This is a genomic window from Mucilaginibacter robiniae (genome assembly GCF_012849215.1).
In the GTDB taxonomy this organism is placed as follows: Bacteria; Bacteroidota; Bacteroidia; order Sphingobacteriales; family Sphingobacteriaceae; genus Mucilaginibacter; species Mucilaginibacter robiniae.
Genome location: NZ_CP051682.1, coordinates 3,839,871 through 3,858,386, shown reverse-complemented (window position 1 = coordinate 3,858,386; position 18,516 = coordinate 3,839,871). Strand labels below are relative to the sequence as shown.

The window sequence follows — 18,516 nt, the reverse complement described above, 5'->3', positions numbered from 1 at the left end:
TTTACGATCGGAGCTTTGCTTTTTTGTTCAAACATGATAATTATTTTTTAGCATCCAGTGCCAGTTTCTGTGGTGCTTGTGATACCAACCAACCGGTGGCATACATCCATCGCGACATTTTAGCCAGCTTGGCAATATTAATATATTGCGGCTCATCACGCGGGGTATGATAATCGGGGTGCAGTAAAGTAGTGAAGAAAATAGATGGAATACCTTCATCTGCATAAGGTAAATGATCGCTCCGGCGGTACCAGCCTTCCGGGTGGTCAGCAGCATCCCATGAAAAATCTACTTTAAAATGGGTTAAGTTAGTATTAGCTTTCATGGCCATATCTACCAACTGTTGTGAGTTGCGGTGTGCTGTAGAACCTAATAAAGCAGCTGTATCAATATTGTTCCGACCAATCATGTCACCATTCAGCACAGCTACGATATCTTCTTTAGGCACAGTTGGATGCACAGCATACCAGCGTGAGCCTAACAAACCCCGCTCTTCAGCGCCATGCCATACAAACAAAGCCGAACGTTTACCGGGCTTAGCCACCCAAGCACGTGCAATAGCCAGCATACCTACCGTAACTGATGCATTATCATCAGCACCGTTCCATATCGAGTCGCGGCCTTCCATGCCATAGCCTACCCCATCATGATCGTGGTGACCGCTAAACAGTACATACTCTTTACGCAACTGTGCATCGGTACCGCTAACTTTTGCCACTACATTTACTGATGGGTACAAGAAAGTATTCTCTCTAAAATCACCCCTAATGGTTCCGCCTTGTTGCAAGCTGCTACCTACCGATGCCCGAACCAATATAACCGGCACCATAGCTTGCGCATTGGTATTGAAGTTTGTGCGTGCTTGCGTGTTGGTACGCAGGCCTTCATTGGCGTAAGAGCCTTTTTGGAAGTTATTACCTATAAAGTCGATAGCTTTTTCAGCTACATCATTAGCTACCATAATTACGGCAACAACTCCTTTGCGCCTTAAAGCCATACTTTGCTGCCGGATAGCTGAAGCCGTGTAACGGTAGCCATACAAACTTACCCACGAAACAGGCATAGGCTTAGGATCAACAATTTTTACTACGGCCACTTTGCCTTGCAAATTCTGCGTAGTATCAGCCATTGAGTTCAACCAAACTATCGGTGCTTCAAAGCGGGCAGTTACTGGCGTTGTTGGCCAGAAGTCGCGCCATAAGGCGAGAGAACTACCGTTTAGCTGCATCGTGCTACGGCTATCAATTTGTACACGGCGCATATTAAAAAATTGGAAATAAGTACCATCATCCCCAGCTGGCTTTAAACCAATTTCTTGCGCTTTTTGGGCAGTCCAAACGGCGGCACGCATTTCATCCAGCGTACCGGCACGCCGCCCTCTGAAAGCATCACTAGCTAATTCAAAAATATCTTTTTTCAAGTCGGTCTCTTTGATAGCTGCTAGTGCTGGTGGCGCAATTGCAGGCGTTGTTTTAGATTGACTAAAGGCCGCAGGCAGCCCCATAGCCATTAACATCATCAGGGTAAATGTTTTCTTCATGCTTATGCTCTATATTAAAACTATTCTCCAAGATAAGGTTTTGTGCCATGCGCTGCAACGAACCGCACACCAATGTTACACAACTGCAATAAGCACCATGAATATACGTTTGTAGTTACTAAATTAATTTACCTTTGCGGCTTGCTGCTCGCGGTAAGCAGTTTACGGATATGAAAATTTTAGTTACCGGCACCGCCGGTTTTATTGGCTTTTATGTAGCCCAAAGACTAGCCCAGCTACAGCATGAAGTTGTAGGTGTTGATAACATAAACACCTACTATGACATAGCCCTGAAGCATGGCCGATTGCAAGTATCGGGTATCACTATGGATACCTTACAGGAAAATCAACCGCTCTATAGTACGCTTTATCCCAATTACTGTTTTATCAAACTGGATATATCAGACCGTACACAGATGGAACAGCTATTTAGCAATCATAAGTTTGATGCGGTTTGCCACCTGGCTGCACAAGCCGGGGTACGTTACTCTATTACCAATCCGTATGATTATGCACTGAGTAACTTATCTGGCTTTTTAAATATTCTGGAAGGTTGCCGCAATACGCCCAGTATTAGACATTTGGTGTATGCCAGTAGTTCGAGCGTATATGGTTTAAACAGCAATACGCCATTTTCGGTACATCATGGAGCTGATCATCCGGTTAGCTTATATGCAGCCAGCAAAAAAAGTAATGAAATGATGGCGCATAGCTACAGTCATCTTTACCAAATACCGACTACAGGTTTGCGCTTTTTTACAGTTTACGGCCCTTGGGGACGCCCTGATATGGCTTACTTTAAGTTTGCTGATGCGATCATCAATGGCCGCCCTATTGATGTGTACAATAACGGCGACATGCAACGAGATTTTACTTATGTAGATGATATTGTAGAAGGTATTATACGCGTACTGTTAGGTACACCTGCTACAGCTAACCCACAGTGGGATAGTCAGCACCCTGATCCGGCTACTTCCAGCGCACCTTACCGTTTGTATAATATCGGTAACTCTTCACCAGTAAAGTTGATGAAGTTTATTGAAGCTCTTGAAAATTCCATTGGTAAAAAAGCAATCATCAACATGCTGCCTATGCAGGCGGGTGATGTACTTTCTACCGATGCCGACATGACCGACCTGGAACAGCAGTTTCACTATCAGCCTAAAACCGATATTCAAACTGGCATCAACCGGTTTGTAGAGTGGTATAAGAAATTTTATGCAATTTAAAGTAGCTCATAAAAAAGGGAGCCAGCAAATCTGCATGACTCCCCTTTGTGAAAGGTTAAATTAGTACAACTCTTTATTTGCTTTTAGCATACAATTCATTAAACAAGAACCGGAACGTTCCATGCGATTGTGCACGGAAAGTAATTTCCGGACCAAAAACGTACAGTTTTCCTGAACCTACCGATGCCTCAAAGGCAGCTACGTTGTTTTTCAGGTATTTTTGCCCCCAGGCCCAGCCACTGCGTAGCGGCCTGTCTAGAGTGTAAGTAGCCAATGGTTTTACACCTTTGCTGGCAGCATCAGCATCCAATTTAAATACTGGGCTATTGTCAAACAGCACATCAGTTTGTGGCGCCATGCCCCAGGCTGCTGGTTCATTATTGGCAACTGATACTTGCAATACACTACCTGGAATATAAAACTTATCGCCAGATAGTGGTCGCGATGTACCATTATTACCAGCTTCTACTAATGCATTCTGCACCGGCAGATTTAATTGATAAGCCAAGTTAGCACTACTGCCCATAGTTACAATATTGCCGCCTGCCTCTAAAAATGCTTTTAGCTGTGGTATGGATTTTTCGGCAGTAATACGGCCAGTCCAGCTGCGGAACTCTTGTGGCAAATCAGCGCTAGCTATATTGCGGCTAGGGCCACCATTACCAAAACGGTTACCGGCATTGCTCATCGCCGGAATAGCGCCATTTACAAATAAAATCACATCGTATTTAGATTTCAAGTTGCCGGCATCAATTTCTTGCGGATAAATAACATGAAATGGAAAATGGTATTGCTCCATCATCCAGCGTATCCAGCCGGAGTTAATGGAACCGCCATAGGTGTCCCATAAAGCTATACGTGAGGCTGATAACTTAATACCACCTTTGGGTGCTTTAGTAGTTGAACCTACTTTAACACCCAGATGAGCATCCATAGCCAATGTTGATTTAGCTGCTGCTGAATATGGGATATAAAACGCACCAGGGCCACCATCTTCTACTCCTTTAACACCATTAGGCACACGATAAATAGGAGCACCAGCTTTCAGTAAATCGTTCACCAAAATAAAAGCATTGTTTACATCTGGTCCAAGCACATATCCACCTTTCGAAATAACAGGGACCAGCAACGCAGGCGGATTCTGTAATTCTCCATAAGGCAGCTTTTTAAAAGGACCATCAAAGCCATCCAGCACACGATCAAAACGTACACCCATCTGGTAAGCTAACGTCCAGCCGGCATTATCATACGGCCGTATGGGCGGGCCACCAGGATATAGAAAATCATTCGGGTGATCTTGCGGTTCAAACATATCCATTACATGAGGGCGAAAAGCCTGATCAGTTTTTACGATATATGAACCAGCCGGATAGCTTTTGCTATTTATTTTGAATGGTGAAGTGGCTATTTCAACGCGTACACCAGCACGTACCAGCGTATTAATAAATTTTACTGCGGTTGGAAAATCATGCTGATCGGCCGAAATAATGTACCCTCGCGCATCGCGTAGAGTTGGATCTTTTAAAACCTGTGTATAATATTTAACGGGTATGTTACCGCCACGTCCTCCAACAGTAACTGCACCATTGCCCCCACCATTCATTCCAGCTTCAGCATTACCTGCATCGGCCTTGTAAGCGTTATTGATAGAATCGACCATTTTAGGCGATAGAGTCCAGTTATCATGACTGCCACGCTCAATAGAATTTTCAGCCATGCGGTACATGTTGTACAACAGCAGATCACGCTGGCGCACCGCATAATTCAGTACAGCATAATTTAAAGACACCGAATAGTCGATTGATTGTTTAAAATGCCAAGGCTGCGGCGTAACCGGAAATGGCGTATTACTGCTAGGCAGCAAACGGTTGGGCACCAAAGGTATTTCTGAAGGTGTCGGGCTGCCAATAATTTCTGTAAGCAGACCAACCATATTGTGAAAGTAAGTTGTAGTACGCAGTCCACCATTCCACCAGGTGGAAAACTCGGTGCCGTTACGCTCAGTATAACCAGGTTTGCCTTCGGCGTTCAATCGGCTAATCATGGCAGCACCTACTCCATCCAAACTAGTGATCAACAAAGGGTCGTATACATAATTAAAAGGATCTCGATATGGCGGACCAGCTACTACCGAACCTGCCGGACCAGCCTGATGGTGATTATATACAATTTGCGGATACCACTCCAAAAACTGCTGGCGGGTAATATTCTGCGTTTCCTTCATGTTCATCATGTAGAAGTCGCGGTTATTATCATGGCCAATATATTTTTCCCACAAGCGAGGTACATTCATATTCCGCTTTTTAGGATCACTTTCTCGCATATACCAGTTTGATACTAACTCTTGACCGTCAGGGTTGGCATGCACCATTAAAATGATAGAATTATTCAGAATATTCATGGTTTCCGGGTCATTACGGCTTACCAGATCATACGCAGTTTGTATCAACTGATGCGCACCAACAGTTTCGCTGGCATGCAGGCCCCCATCTATCCAAACTACTGCTTTACCCTGTGCAGCTAAGTCATGTGCTTGCTGTTCGGTTAAACCTTCGGCTAAAGCCAACTTGCGTGATATGGCTTTATATTTATCCAGGTTTTTGATATTCTCGGGTGATGAAACGATTAGCATAAACTGGTGCCTACCTTCTTCAGTAAGACCAATATCTACCAGTTTAGTACGGTTAGAGGCTGACAGCTTTTTAAAATAAGCTTCGGTTTGGGAGTAATTGGCTAATTGATAATCGTCGCCAATGTCAAAGCCAAAATGCTCTTTAGGCGATGGAACTGTTTGTGCCTGAGCTGTAGCCAACAGCAAAAACGCAGCTACCGCCAGCGAACTGGTAAATTTTCGTTTCATCAGGGGAAAGTTTAGTTGATTATTAAAAGCCCAATTTAATAATTACCTGATGCCTAGGTTGTAACTTTTTTGTGAGACTATACTAAACCTTATTTTAAATGAATAAGGTTTAGTTTTTCAAAATAAATAAAATATCAGTTCTCGTGATAAGTTAAGGAGCTAAAAAGAAGAAATGCAATAAAAGCAAAAGGATTATGCAAGCTTGATGTATAACACAAGTTCACATAATCCTTATTATTAATTAACTTGACTTGCTGGATTTAAGCAGCCAATTGTCTCTTTATTTTATTCAGCAATATATTAATATCAAACGGTTTAGCAATGAAATCATCAGGAGCACAATCCTGTTTCAGTACATCGCATACATTATGACTAGCTGATATCATGATTACCGGAATATCATGTGTATCATTTTGCAATTTTACGTTCTTGCATAAATCACGACCATCTACACTGCCGAGCATAATGTCTAGTAAAATCAAATCGGGATTATTTTCTTTAATTTTATCAAATAACCGTTGCCCGTCAGATAAGGTATAAACTTCGTAGCCTGAATCTTCCAGAATAAACTGTAGTACTTCTAAAATATCATTATCGTCATCCACCGCTAATATCCTGCTCATAGTCTATGTATCGTTAATATCAAGTAATTGTGAAGGTTTTATTAAGCTCCTACCTATTATTGATACCCAATTTGCAATTTATAAGCCAAAAGGCGTTTTTAACGTGTAAGACACGTAAGCATTAAATTAAATGTTTAATTTACTTTCTACACCATTCGACTTAAAGATTGCTATTTTGTACAGTCAAAAGTCATTTTAAACAAAAAGTACTATTAAAATATTTGATTTTACTGCCTTATACATGATTTTTTTAACATAGCACAAGCTTATTAACAGAGCTTTAAACTTATCCACAAAATTTCAACTATTCAGCACATGTATTACAGCGTTAATTACATTCACAAAATAAGAGACGATAGCGAACTATATTTTAGACACTTTAAAGATGCTTTTGTCTTTTATTTGTACGCTCAAGAAAAGACAATACATTAAGTTGTGCCGATTAAAAGGCAGATAAGAGCTACAAAAGCATACTACGTTATACACTTTGATTAAACAAAAAAGCCCTGAGCGGGCCTATAATGTAGTTTTGTATTACAATAGATTACTCACGAGCATCCATCAACAATCAGAATATCCTCTATTGTTACCTATGCTAAAACCACCGTTATGATGGCCAGGGTTTTTATTATCATTAACGTTGTTACGGTTATCACTATAGTTTTAGCGAGAACTACTATTAATTTTTCTGGCCATTGTTACATGTGAAGCTGACTGAATTATTGGTTTTAGAATGTTCTTGTGCTTGGCTGACAGGAATTGTCTTGTTTTGAATGCTTTTTTGATCTAGGCTGCTGATGGCATTAGCAGCCTCATCATCATCGGGCGTTTATACAAAAGCGTAGCACTTGCTTAAACTGGTTTCACAATCCATAATTAAGTTTACAGCAGCTACATGACCATAAGGAGCAAATAGTGCAGCAATGTCTTCTTCCTATATAGGAGAATGGCAGCTTGGCAATGAAAAATCTTTATGGTGATTGTGCGTGTAGGTGATTTACGCAATCACAAGTTTAAATAAAACTAGAATAATCAAAAACCACAATTTGATAATTACAAAAGCTTAATACACTATAAATAAATTATTTACCAATAAACTTAAGAGTTACTTAAACTAGCTACAAGTAGCAAAAAAAAACAGCCATGTATTTATTTACATGGCTGTTTGTCACTCTGCACTTACTCACTCACACATTAGTGATAAAATATATACAAATGCTATGCCGAAATTTTAACTTTATAGAACTTTATTTAATTTTTTGTTAAATCGTTTTCATTTATGCTACATGGTAGCAAAACCCTTATTAGCTAATGGCAACTGCTATTTTACCGGTAAAGCCACCTTGCTCCTGCATTTCATGTGCTTGTTGCAGTTCGGCTAGGCTAAAGGTAGCAGTCACGTAAGGTTTTAATTTACCCTGATCTACCAATAATTGTAGCTTTTGCAGGTCGATGGTTTTAGGTACTACTTGTACAATTTTCATTTTGCTTTGCAGTAACACATCCACAGCACCAGTAATAGCGCCTTTCACGCCATCCATACCGCCCCGAGTAGAAACAAACATGCCCTCAGGTGCAATATTGCTTTTCACGTCAGATATGGTTAAACCACCATTAGCATCAAAAAATAAGTCATATTGCTCATTTTCTGGGATCTTTTCCTTTTTGTAGTCAATTACTACATCGCAGCCCAATGATTTGGCAAAGTCGGCGTTTTTACCATTACAAACACCCGTTATATGGCATTCAAAACTTTTGGCAATTTGCACAGCTGCCGTACCTACTCCACCAGTACATCCGTTAATTAATACACGAGCGCCTTGTTTCAGCTTACCATCTTCTACCATGGCTTGCCAAGCAGTACTAGCCGCTAAAGGCAATGAGGCTGCTTCTGTAAAGCTTAAACCGACAGGTTTTAGAGCTGCATTGTCTTCATCAACTGCTACTTGTTCGGCATAGGCATGACCTTTCAAAGCGTTTTTGAAACCATACACCTCATCACCTACTTTAAACTTTTTACTTTTTGAAGCTATCACCACGCCGCTAAAATCGCTGCCGATAATATGCTCGCCAAAAAGACCAGTCATCAATTTCAACTTACCTTTACGCACCAGTACATCCACTGGGTTAACTGACGAGGCTTTGTTGTTGATTAATATTTGACAATCCTCCAACTCTGGCGTTGGTACTTCTTTTAAAGTAAATTTGTCGGCTTCGCCATATCCTTCAATTATTGCTGCTTTCATAATTTTTCGTACTGTTGTGAAACTAACAAGCTATACTATAAATAGTTGCTGGGAACCAATTTTATTCAGGATAGCTTATCTACAACTAACACGACAATTCATCACCGAATACCCAGCTTATTTAATTCGTCATCAATGCGTTTGTTCCATCGCTCTTGCTCGGCTATGTTTAAGCCATGCTGAGTTTCACGATCATACTGCTGCTGTAGTTGCCCCATTTGGCTGAAAGCCTCCAGGTAGTCAGCATGTACAGCCCCGTCGTAATTAGTTACCGATTTAGGTTCAGTCTGTAAAGCTTGCTTAAAGTGTTCACAGGCCAGTTTGGTTATATCAAAATGCCGCTGTTCATGGTTCAGCGTGTAATCGTCTCGACTACCGTTTCTAACCCAGCAATCGGTTTTAGGCACGTAAACTTTTAGTTTTAAATTCACCTGAATAACACTTTTCGCCACGTCCACATCCTCATCAAAAGCCATACTCGGAAATACTTCCGCAGCGTACCGGCTGCTACCCTGTGGCCTGCCTTTAAAATCATCCCAGTTAAGCGGCCGTTTGGGGTTATAATAAATTGTGTCCGGATCAGTCTGGTCGGTGTAGTCTGATATTAGCCATTTCACTTGCTTAGCCAGCTTCAAGTTGCCTTCAGCCTGCGTACTCATCCAGGTATTCAGATAAGTTAGGGCATTTTCTAAGGTGCGTCTTAATGTAGGTTCTATTATTTCCATTTGTCTATCAGGGCGTATGTAATGTGCTGTACCCTGATAATCGGCCAGGTGCAGGTATGTTTCATCAACTTTGCGGTAGAAAGAAAAGGCTATATTAATTTTGCCATCAATACCTTTATTAGGCAAAACCGATTCTGTTATTTTCAATTCCTTGATACGAATAACTATAGCACGCAATACAGTATTGGCCGACATACCATGATTAATAAACTGGTGAATAGCAGATCCAGCTCCACCTTGTAAATCAATAGATTGCGTTGCGCCACTTGCTGCATCGGTTATAAGCCAGGCTACTGCACTATGGGTTTTACGTTCATCCACCACACTTTGTATGTAAAATTCCTTAGGCGAAAAACTTAAACGTTCATCTTGTAATACCAAAGCAGCAGGAGGTTTACTGCCTTTATTAAAAGCGCAACACAGTAAAATTAAAACACCTGAAAGCATAAAAGCACAGGTAGATTTTGATGGTGTAATATTTTTAATCATTAATTAATTTACCCTAAACGTTACTGAGTATGAATACAATATATCTTGCCAGTAGGGTTTACAACTGGCTGACATAAGCTTACTCCTGTAATAAGTTTTTGGGCATTATACCATCTAATAATTACCTTCGTTAAATTTATGCTTTCCGGTTTATTCACATTTCACATAAACGGGATTATTGTTTTTGCTTTTTTTGCAGTTTGTTTACACGGTATATGATTAAACTCAAACCTATTACTATAAGTGCTTTATTGCTGAGTACCCTTGCGGCCAAGGCACAGCAAAATGCCTCATTTCAGGTGTATCGCACATACCATACAGCTACCACGCTGCTTAATAACGGTCAGTACGTAGCTGCTGCCGAACAGTTCAGGCAGATTGAGGCTACCCGACTTAAAACTTTGCACCAGCCACAGTTCGAATCGGAGGTAACTTTATTACAGGAAAATTCAGCTTACTATGAGGCTCTTTGTGCCCTGGAATTAGGTAATGATGATGCCGAAAGCCTGTTTTTACGCTTTATCAAAGAACACCCAGAAAACCCTTTAACCAAGCTGGCCTATTTTCAAATTGGTAAATCCTACTCCAAGCAGGGAAAATATGAAGATGCTTTACGCTGGTTTAATAAAATTCAGGCTGGCGAACTGAGTGGTAAAGAATATACTGAATACAAATTCCGTAAAGGCTACGCTTATTTCATTCTTAACGATTATAAGAATGCCCAAATGCTTTTTAGCGAAGTAAAAGACCGCCAGTCGGCCTTTACTGAAGATGCCACCTACTACTATGCTTATATAGCTTACCTGAACAAAGATTACCACATTGCGCTGGTTAACTTTGAAAAGCTAAAGAACTCAAAAAAATACGAGAACAGCTACCCTTACTATATTACAGCGGTATATTTTCTGGACAAGCGCTATGATGATGTGCTTAACTACGCCATCCCGATTCTGAATAGTACGCATCAGCAGCATGAAACCGAGATGCTGCGTATTATAGGCGCTTCCTATTTTGCCAAATCTGATTATTCAAACGCAGTTAAATATTATAGCCGTTTTCAGGATGAGGATAATGGCAAAACGCAGAACACGCAAGATAGCTACCAAATTGGTTATGCTTATTATAAAACCGGCAACAAACAGCGTGCTACGCGCGAACTGGAAAAACTGGTTGACCGTAATGATGTGTATAGCCAAAATGGCAATTACACATTAGGAAAAATCTTTTTAACGCTTAACAACAAACAGGGTGCACGCAATGCTTTCTTTGTAGCTTCTAAACTGGATTTTGATAAGCAATTGCAAGAAGATGCTTTGTATGAATATGCCAAACTATCATACGAGCTGAACTACAACCCGCAGGCGCTGGAAGCTACCCGCACTTACTTGCGCAACTATCCGCGTTCAGGCCGTACCAATGAGGTAAAAACCTTGTTAGGTGAAGTGTTGCTTAATTCTAAAAATTATAAAGAAGCGGTTGAGATACTAGAGCCTATTGCATCCAGCTCAACCAATGCAGCCGAAGCTTATCAGAAAGTAACTTATTATCGTGGCCTAGAATTTTACAACGAACGGGCTTTTGAAAATGCCATTGGTATCTTCCTGCGTTCGTTACAGCATCCGCGCGATGAAAAGTTTGTCGCTTTAACTACTTACTGGCTGGCCGAAGCCATGTACGAAGTACGCAAGTACGGCGAATCAGTAGATAAGTTTGAAGAATTTTTAAGCATGCCTAAAGCTAAACAAAGCGGTTTGTACAATTACGCAAACTATGGCTTGGGCTATGCGGCTTTTGGTGCTGAACAATACAGAAAAGCAGCTACCTACTTTGAACACTTTTTAGATGGCGAACCTAAAGATAAAAACACCACCAATGATGCTATTGCCCGTTTAGGCGACAGCTATTTTGTGCTGAAAAATTATGGTTCAGCCTTGAACTACTATAACCGTATTATTTCCGGACAAAGCCAGGGACAAGATTATGCCCTGTTTCAACGTGGTATGATACAAGGTTTACAAGGCTCACCAAGTGCTAAAATAAGCACCTTGAATGATGTGTTAACCCGTTACCCTAATTCAGATTTTGCAGATGATGCAGCCTTCGAGATTGCTTATACTTACTTCCTGACCAACAACGATGCGCAAGGTAAAAGTGGCTTGCAGTCTATGGTACAAAAATACCCTCGTAGCAGCTACATTCCGCGGGCACTAGTTACCATTGGTTTGATTGATTACAACAACAACCAGGATGATGAAGCGGTTAACTCCTTCAAACAAGTAGTACAAAATTATCCATCAACTGATGAAGCTAAGCAAGCGTTAAAACAGATTGAAAAGATTTACACCGACAAGGGGGATGCTCAAACTTTCATCAGCTATGCTACTACTACGCCAATTGGCAACTATAGCGCAGCTGAGCAAGAAAGCATTATGGCTACTGCTGCCAACAACCTGTATTTGAAAGGTGATTGGAACGGAACCCTTGGTGCTGTAAATGCCTACTATGACAAAGCTGGCAGTAAAGCCATTTATGATAAACAAATGCGCTTTTTACGTGCTCAAAGTTTGGTAAACCTGAACCGTCCGGATGAAGCTGTACAAGATTACAATATAATTTTGAACGACTGGACCAGTGCTTATACCGAAAAATCGCTGATCAGCATGGCTAAGTTGTACATTACACAGAAAAAATATAACGAAGCCGTAGTATTCCTGAAACGCTTGGAAACCAACTCCGAGTACAAAGCCGATTACAACTTTGCCGTTAACAACCTGCTACTGTGCTACGCACAAATGGAAATGCCCGATGATGTTATACATTATGTGCAATTGATACGTGAAAACGAAAAAGCATCAGATGAAGATAAGTTTAAAACCGGGCTTTATGCCGGTTATGCTTACTTGCAAAAAGCCGATACCACCACAGCAGTAAAAGAGTTTAATTACACGGTAAACAGTACTAAAACTATCTCTGCTGCTGAGGCTAAATACAATATTGCCCGTATTGAGTATTTGAAAGGTAACTATGCAGCTTCACAGAAAACCTGTTTTGATTTGAAAAACAAACTTTCAAATTATGACTATTGGGTAGCTAAAACCTTTATACTGCTGGCTGATGATTATGTAGGTTTAAAAGATACTTTCCAGGCTAAAGCCACCCTGCAAAGTATAATTGATTACTACAAAGGTGATGATGATATTTTACCTACTGCCCGTGAAAAGCTGCAACGCTTAACAGGTAGCGGTACTACCAAAACCACCAGCAATGAACCTAATAAACAGGATAACTAAACCCGATACCGAATAAACTTAAGCAATGACAACCCGATATATATACCCCCTGCTTATTGCGGCCGCTTTTGCTGCTGTGCCAGCACAGGCACAAGTAAAAAAGCCGGCTCCTAAAAAAGCTGTGGTTAAACCTGCTCCTAAAAAGCCAGTTGCTAAACCTGCTGCCAAACCTACAACTACTAAATTGGGCGATGCTGCATCGCGCGTGAAAGTAGATACCACTAGAAAAGGCGGCAATGCACCGGCCGGTAATAACCAGGCGCAAAACAACGGTAGTTTATCTGAAGAAATTGTGGTAACTACTGTTTACAAGCCAGTTTTGGCCGATGCGGTAAAAATTCGCCGCAACCCCAATTTGGAAGAATCAGAACAATATAAGGCACCTTTAAAATACAACCCGATAGATAAAAAGCTGGAGCGTAATTCTGATATACGCCAATTGCAAGCTATGCCCATGCCTGCCGAGCGCGATTCAGCACTTTACAATAACTTTGTTAGGCTGGGTTTGGGTAGCTTAAAAACCACCTATGGCGAAGCTTATATAGATAACGGTCGTGACAATGCCCTGCAAGTAGGCGCTTACGCCAAACACTTTGCCCAGCAAGGTAGTGACTATCGCAAGCAAAATGAAAGCAAGGATGAAATTGGTGTATTTGGCAAAAGCATTGGTGCTACCAACACCCTAACTGGCCGCATTGATTATAATCGCCGTGGTAATTACTTTTATGGATACAACAACTTAGCTACAGCCACTAACCTTGATCCTGCTAAACAACATTTCAACACCATAGGTGCCGAAGGTGAATTAGCCAAAAACTACCAGGATACCGACCGCGCATTTACCTATGCTGTAAAACTGAAAGGTTATTTATTCAACAACGCTTATCAGGCTAAAGAAAACAACTTAGTACTATCCGGCTTTGTTAACCAAACCATTAACCAGTTTTATGCTGGCCTGAGTGGCTCCATTGATGTAGGTACACAAAAAGACAGCTTGTATAACATTAATAACAGCTTATTGCGCTTAAATCCTTACCTGAAATTTCAGGGTGATAATTACAAAATTGATGCGGGTGTAAACATTGTTAAGGAGTTTGGCGCATTTGATAAGTTTTACATCTTCCCGGCAGCCAAGCTGGAGTTACAGGTAATACCTAAATATGTACGCTTGTTTGCCGAAGCTAAAGGTGATGTAAACCGTACCTCATTGCGCGGTTTATCTGAAATCAATCCTTTTATCGGCCAAAATATTGCCATTCAGAACTCAGTTGATAAGCTTGATATTACCATCGGCTTAAAAGGTATGATTGCTCCGGGACTAGGCTTTAAAGCCGCTATTTTCCGCAACAGCGTTAAAGACCTGCCTTTATTTATCAGCAATGTCCTGACCTCGCCTGCCGGTAACAACCGCTTCAACGTAGTGTATGATAATGGCCGTACCCGCATTAGTGGTTTTGATGGCGAACTAGACTACAAAGCTTCTGATGATGTAGATATCTTTGGCCACGCTGAAGTTAAAGATTACAAAATGGCTAATCAGGCACAACCCTGGAACTTGCCTAAGTTTAAGCTAACCGCAGGTACTGTATTACACATTAACCACAAAATAGATATTAATGGTTCGTTACTGTTCCGCAGCAGTGTACAGGACATGATTATTACGCCGGGAACAACAACCAGCCAGGTAGTAACTCTAAAATCATTTGCTGATTTAAGCGGCGGCGTTACCTACAAAGCCACTAAACAAATCAGCGTGTTTTTACAGGCTAACAATATCCTGAACACCACTTACCAAACTTGGTTGTATTACCCGAACTACGGATTTAATATATTTGGCGGTGCAGGCTTTAGTTTTTAACTATATTTGCTTTGCTGTAATTTGAACGTTGACTGACTGGTATAAATGGATTTAGCTGTTTACATTGATGAACTTTTAAGCCTGCATGGCGAACTAAAAGTACCAGGTATTGGTACTTTTAAGCGCATTAGGATAAAAAGCTTCTACAATGTTGAAACTGATACCTTTTATCCGCCGCATTATCAGGCACATTTGGATACAACACCATCAGGTGATGATGATACTTTAATTAAATACATCAGTAACCGCAATGGGGTATCAACAGGTTCTGCCCGATACTTTGTGAATAAATACATCAGCGATTTACAAGAGCAATCATTAATAGCTGAAGTACCTGTAAAGCAGTTAGGCTGGTTATACCAGCAAGGCGGTCATTTAAAGTTCCGAAGCAACATTTCGGGTATGGCCAACCCAGTTCGGTACGGTTTTTCACCTATTCATCTGCATAACCGAACCGAACCAGAAGCTGTAATTACACAGAAAAAACCAGTTACTCAGGCGCCGTCGTCTCCAGAATTTAAGGCAACTAATGTACCTGTTAGTACAACGCCACTAGCACCTGCACCAACAGTTCACACACCAGTTACTGACGCTGCAGATGACTATAACGGTCCGGTTCCGAAAAGACATACGGGTAGAGCCGAGTTAAGGAACCAACCCGAAACACCAGCCATCCCCAGCCATATTCCTACCCCTGCCGAAGCTAATCAGGCTGTAGAAACGGCTTCCAAGCCAACCATGAGCAACTGGATAGTATCAGGCGTTTTACTGCTGATTATTGTACTGGGCGGTATCATTTGGTATGAAAACTCAGCTAACAAGCGTGCCACTGAAGAACATCAGCGCGCTGCCGAGCATGTACAGGGCTCACCAGGTGCAAGTATAGCCGATACGGTTATCATCAATCATGGTAACGCTACCGGCGTAGATACTACCGTACAGGTACGTACACAAGCGAATACAGATACTGCGATAACTCAGGCCCAGCCTGCTGGCATCACCGCATTGCAACATGCATCTGCCCCTGTTACTACTACATCAAGATATATTTTAATTGGAGGCAGTTTCGATGTGCAGGAGCAAGCTAATGCTGCTGTAAAGCGATACCAAGCACAGGGCATTCATGCACAGATTTACAAAAATAATCCTGGTCGTAAAATAACTATTAGCGTTGGCAGTTTTGATACTTATACTGCTGCCCAGGCCGAAAAGCGCCGATTGGTTAAAACTTACCAATTAACCAGCAGTAATTTATATGTGGAAGATACTAGCGAAAACCCAACTGCAACGGTATTCCAAACCGCTCAACCGTCAAGCAGTAACAACACAGCTATCGTTGGCGAACCCTCAAATACACAGCATTACAAGTTTGCATTAATGAGCGGTGCTTTCAGTACGTTGGAGCAAGCCAACCAAATTATAAAGCGCTATCATGAAAGAGGTATTAATGCAGGTTCGTACATTAATACTAAAACCAGTAAGCTGGTAAAAATAGTATTAGGCTATTATAGCACTTACAATGAAGGTATGGCAGCTAAACAAAAGCTGGTACAAGAAAAAAATCTGAGAAGTCGGGATATATACGTTGAAACTTTAAGAAACCAATAAAAAATGATGTTATTACTGCAGGTATCTACTGCTGCACAATCTGTTACTGATACAGTAAATCAGGCTGCACAAACCGCAGCTATTAAAGACCAAGACTTACGTTTTGGTGATTTGTTAATTAAAGGTGGTTGGGTAATGATCCCAATTGGCATACTAGCTGTACTAGGCCTAGTTATATTTTTTGAACGCTTCTTTACTATCCGCAAGGCTGCTAAAGATGAATCAAACTTAATGAGCCAAATTCGTAGCAGTATTACTTCAGGTAAATTAGATTCGGCTATCGCCGTAGCCCGCAACAGCAATTCGCCATTGGGCCGCATGCTCCAAAAAGGATTATTGCGTATTGGTCGCCCTATTAAAGACATTGAAGGCGCTATTGAAAACGTAGGTAAAATTGAAGTATCTAAGCTGGAAAGAAACATTGGCATTATTGGCATTGTAGCTGGTATTGCACCCATGTTCGGCTTTTTGGGTACTATTGCCGGGGTAATCAAGATATTTTATGACATCTCCAAAACCGATAACATCAGCATGGGTGTAATTTCGGGTGGTTTGTACGTTAAAATGGTAACTTCAGCTGCCGGCCTTTTTGTAGGTATCGTAGCTTATGTTTGTTATCATATTTTAAACATGATGGTAGATAAGGTAATCTTGAAATTAGAAACCGATGCCATTGAATTTATTGACCTGTTAGAAGAGCCTAGCAAATGAATTTAAGAAAAAGAAACAGCCGTGCCTCGGCCGAAGTGCATACCTCGGCCATGAACGATATAATGTTCTTTTTGCTGTTGTTTTTCCTGATTGCCTCAACAGTTACCAATCCGAATGTGATTAAACTGATGTTGCCAAAATCATCATCAGGCCAGTCGGTTTCTAAAAAAACCATCAATGTATCTATCACCAAAGATTTAAAGTACTACGTTGATAAGCAGGAAGTACAGCCTGATGGCTTGCAAGCAGCCTTAGGCACTTACAAAAACATGGCTACTGATTTAACTATTGTTCTGCATGTTGATCGTACTGTAGCTATACAAGATGTAGTGCAGGTGATGGATGTAGCTCAAAAAATGAATATTAAACTGGTTTTAGCAACCGAGCCTAAAGGATAAGCAATCATGAGCGTAAAATACCGTGAGGAAGAAAATAACTACCCTAAGGCATTTGCGGCTACGGGCATTATTTTGGCCTTACTGATTGCCTTTTGTTACCTGCTGGTTTTTCATATGCCGCCTAAACAGGAAGATGGTACCGGCGGCATACTGGTAAACTATGGTACCAGTGATGAAGGTATGGGTGATGATTACATGAGTACCGAGGAACCTTCAGTGGCAGAACATGCCAACCATGCTAAGCCTGATAAAGTTACGCCTACCCCACCCACCGAAAAACCTGCTCCGGTTGAAAACAGCACCAAGCAGGTAGTTACCCAAAACAACGAGGATGCGCCTGAGGTAAGCAGCAGCAAAAAACCTAGCCAAACGGTAAACACGCAACAGCAAGTTACCAAAACAGTAGCTAAGCCCACAGTTAATCAAAATGCACTATATACCGGCAAAACTAATAACGGTACCGGCGAGGGCGATGGTACCGGCAACAAACCTGGTAACCAGGGAAAAGTAACTGGTAGCAACTTAACCAACAACTACAATGGTACTGGTTCAGGTAATGGTGGCAATTTAACAGGTATGTTTAACCGCAGCTTTGTGAGTCGGCCATCCGTTAGTGATGATAGCCGCCGTGCCGGTAAAGTAGTGGTTGATATTCGGGTAGATAAAAATGGTAACGTTATATATGCCCGTGCCGGTGCTCGTGGTACTACCATTACCGACCCAGATTTGCTAGATAAGTGCGAAGACGCCGTTAAGCGGTCCAAGCTGAACTCGCTGGATACTGCTCCAGATATGCAACAGGGTACGGTAGTGTTTGTATTTAAAGTACAATAATCGGGTTACTGCTGTTCGTAACAGCATATAAGTTTTCATCCGGCAATTTTTCATTTAATTAATTAGTTAATAGCTTTGCCGCAATGATAACCAGCATGGGTTATC

Annotated in this window: 13 protein-coding genes; 7 read left to right on the top strand and 6 right to left on the bottom strand. The window is 41.3% G+C overall.

Annotated features, from left to right (window positions below; all coding sequences use genetic code 11):
- Window positions 1–40 precede the first annotated feature (40 nt).
- A complete protein-coding gene (locus HH214_RS16890) occupies window positions 41–1,540 on the bottom strand; it encodes a M28 family metallopeptidase (RefSeq protein ID WP_169609585.1) in 1,500 nt (499 codons plus the stop codon).
- A gap of 170 nt (window positions 1,541–1,710) precedes the next feature.
- Between HH214_RS16890 and HH214_RS16885 the strand changes: the two genes are divergently transcribed.
- Window positions 1,711–2,769, top strand: coding sequence for an NAD-dependent epimerase (locus HH214_RS16885; RefSeq protein ID WP_169609583.1), 1,059 nt, complete (start codon window positions 1,711–1,713; stop codon window positions 2,767–2,769).
- A 73-nt stretch (window positions 2,770–2,842) separates the two neighbouring features.
- On the opposite strand, the gene HH214_RS16880 is transcribed toward HH214_RS16885, so the two are convergent.
- The 5 genes from HH214_RS16880 to HH214_RS16860 form a co-directional block, all read right to left on the bottom strand.
- Window positions 2,843–5,629 carry a M14 family metallopeptidase gene (locus tag HH214_RS16880; protein ID WP_169609581.1) on the bottom strand — a complete coding sequence of 929 codons (2,787 nt, stop codon included), beginning with the start codon at window positions 5,627–5,629 and terminating at the stop codon, window positions 2,843–2,845.
- A gap of 260 nt (window positions 5,630–5,889) precedes the next feature.
- Entirely contained in the window at window positions 5,890–6,252 is a 363-nt protein-coding gene (locus HH214_RS16875; RefSeq protein ID WP_169609579.1) for a response regulator transcription factor, read from the bottom strand.
- An 829-nt stretch (window positions 6,253–7,081) separates the two neighbouring features.
- Window positions 7,082–7,177: an RNA-binding protein gene (locus HH214_RS22345; protein ID WP_169611194.1), complete on the bottom strand. Its 96-nt coding sequence runs from the start codon at window positions 7,175–7,177 to the stop codon at window positions 7,082–7,084.
- Between the two features lie 379 nt (window positions 7,178–7,556).
- Window positions 7,557–8,498, bottom strand: a complete 942-nt coding sequence (locus HH214_RS16865; RefSeq protein ID WP_169609577.1) for an NAD(P)-dependent alcohol dehydrogenase — start codon at window positions 8,496–8,498, stop codon at window positions 7,557–7,559.
- A gap of 101 nt (window positions 8,499–8,599) precedes the next feature.
- Window positions 8,600–9,712, bottom strand: coding sequence for a DUF922 domain-containing protein (locus HH214_RS16860; protein ID WP_169609576.1), 1,113 nt, complete (start codon window positions 9,710–9,712; stop codon window positions 8,600–8,602).
- 215 nt (window positions 9,713–9,927) lie between these two features.
- Here HH214_RS16860 and HH214_RS16855 point away from each other — a divergent pair, with 215 nt between their 5' ends.
- The 6 genes from HH214_RS16855 to HH214_RS16830 are packed head-to-tail and all read left to right on the top strand — an operon-like array spanning window position 9,928 to window position 18,411.
- A complete protein-coding gene (locus HH214_RS16855; protein ID WP_169609575.1) occupies window positions 9,928–13,002 on the top strand; it encodes a tetratricopeptide repeat protein in 3,075 nt (1,024 codons plus the stop codon).
- A 25-nt stretch (window positions 13,003–13,027) separates the two neighbouring features.
- Entirely contained in the window at window positions 13,028–14,860 is a 1,833-nt protein-coding gene (locus HH214_RS16850) for a porin family protein (protein WP_169609574.1), read from the top strand.
- Between the two features lie 45 nt (window positions 14,861–14,905).
- The gene (locus HH214_RS16845) at window positions 14,906–16,468 is read left to right on the top strand and encodes an SPOR domain-containing protein (protein ID WP_169609573.1); all 1,563 of its coding nucleotides are present in this window, start codon (window positions 14,906–14,908) and stop codon (window positions 16,466–16,468) included.
- A 3-nt stretch (window positions 16,469–16,471) separates the two neighbouring features.
- Window positions 16,472–17,179, top strand: a complete 708-nt coding sequence (locus tag HH214_RS16840; RefSeq protein WP_169609572.1) for a MotA/TolQ/ExbB proton channel family protein — start codon at window positions 16,472–16,474, stop codon at window positions 17,177–17,179.
- Window positions 17,176–17,577, top strand: coding sequence for an ExbD/TolR family protein (locus HH214_RS16835; protein ID WP_169609571.1), 402 nt, complete (start codon window positions 17,176–17,178; stop codon window positions 17,575–17,577). The genes HH214_RS16840 and HH214_RS16835 overlap by 4 nt, the downstream gene beginning before the upstream one ends.
- 6 nt (window positions 17,578–17,583) lie before the next feature.
- Entirely contained in the window at window positions 17,584–18,411 is an 828-nt protein-coding gene (locus HH214_RS16830; protein ID WP_169609569.1) for an energy transducer TonB, read from the top strand.
- Window positions 18,412–18,516 lie beyond the last annotated feature (105 nt).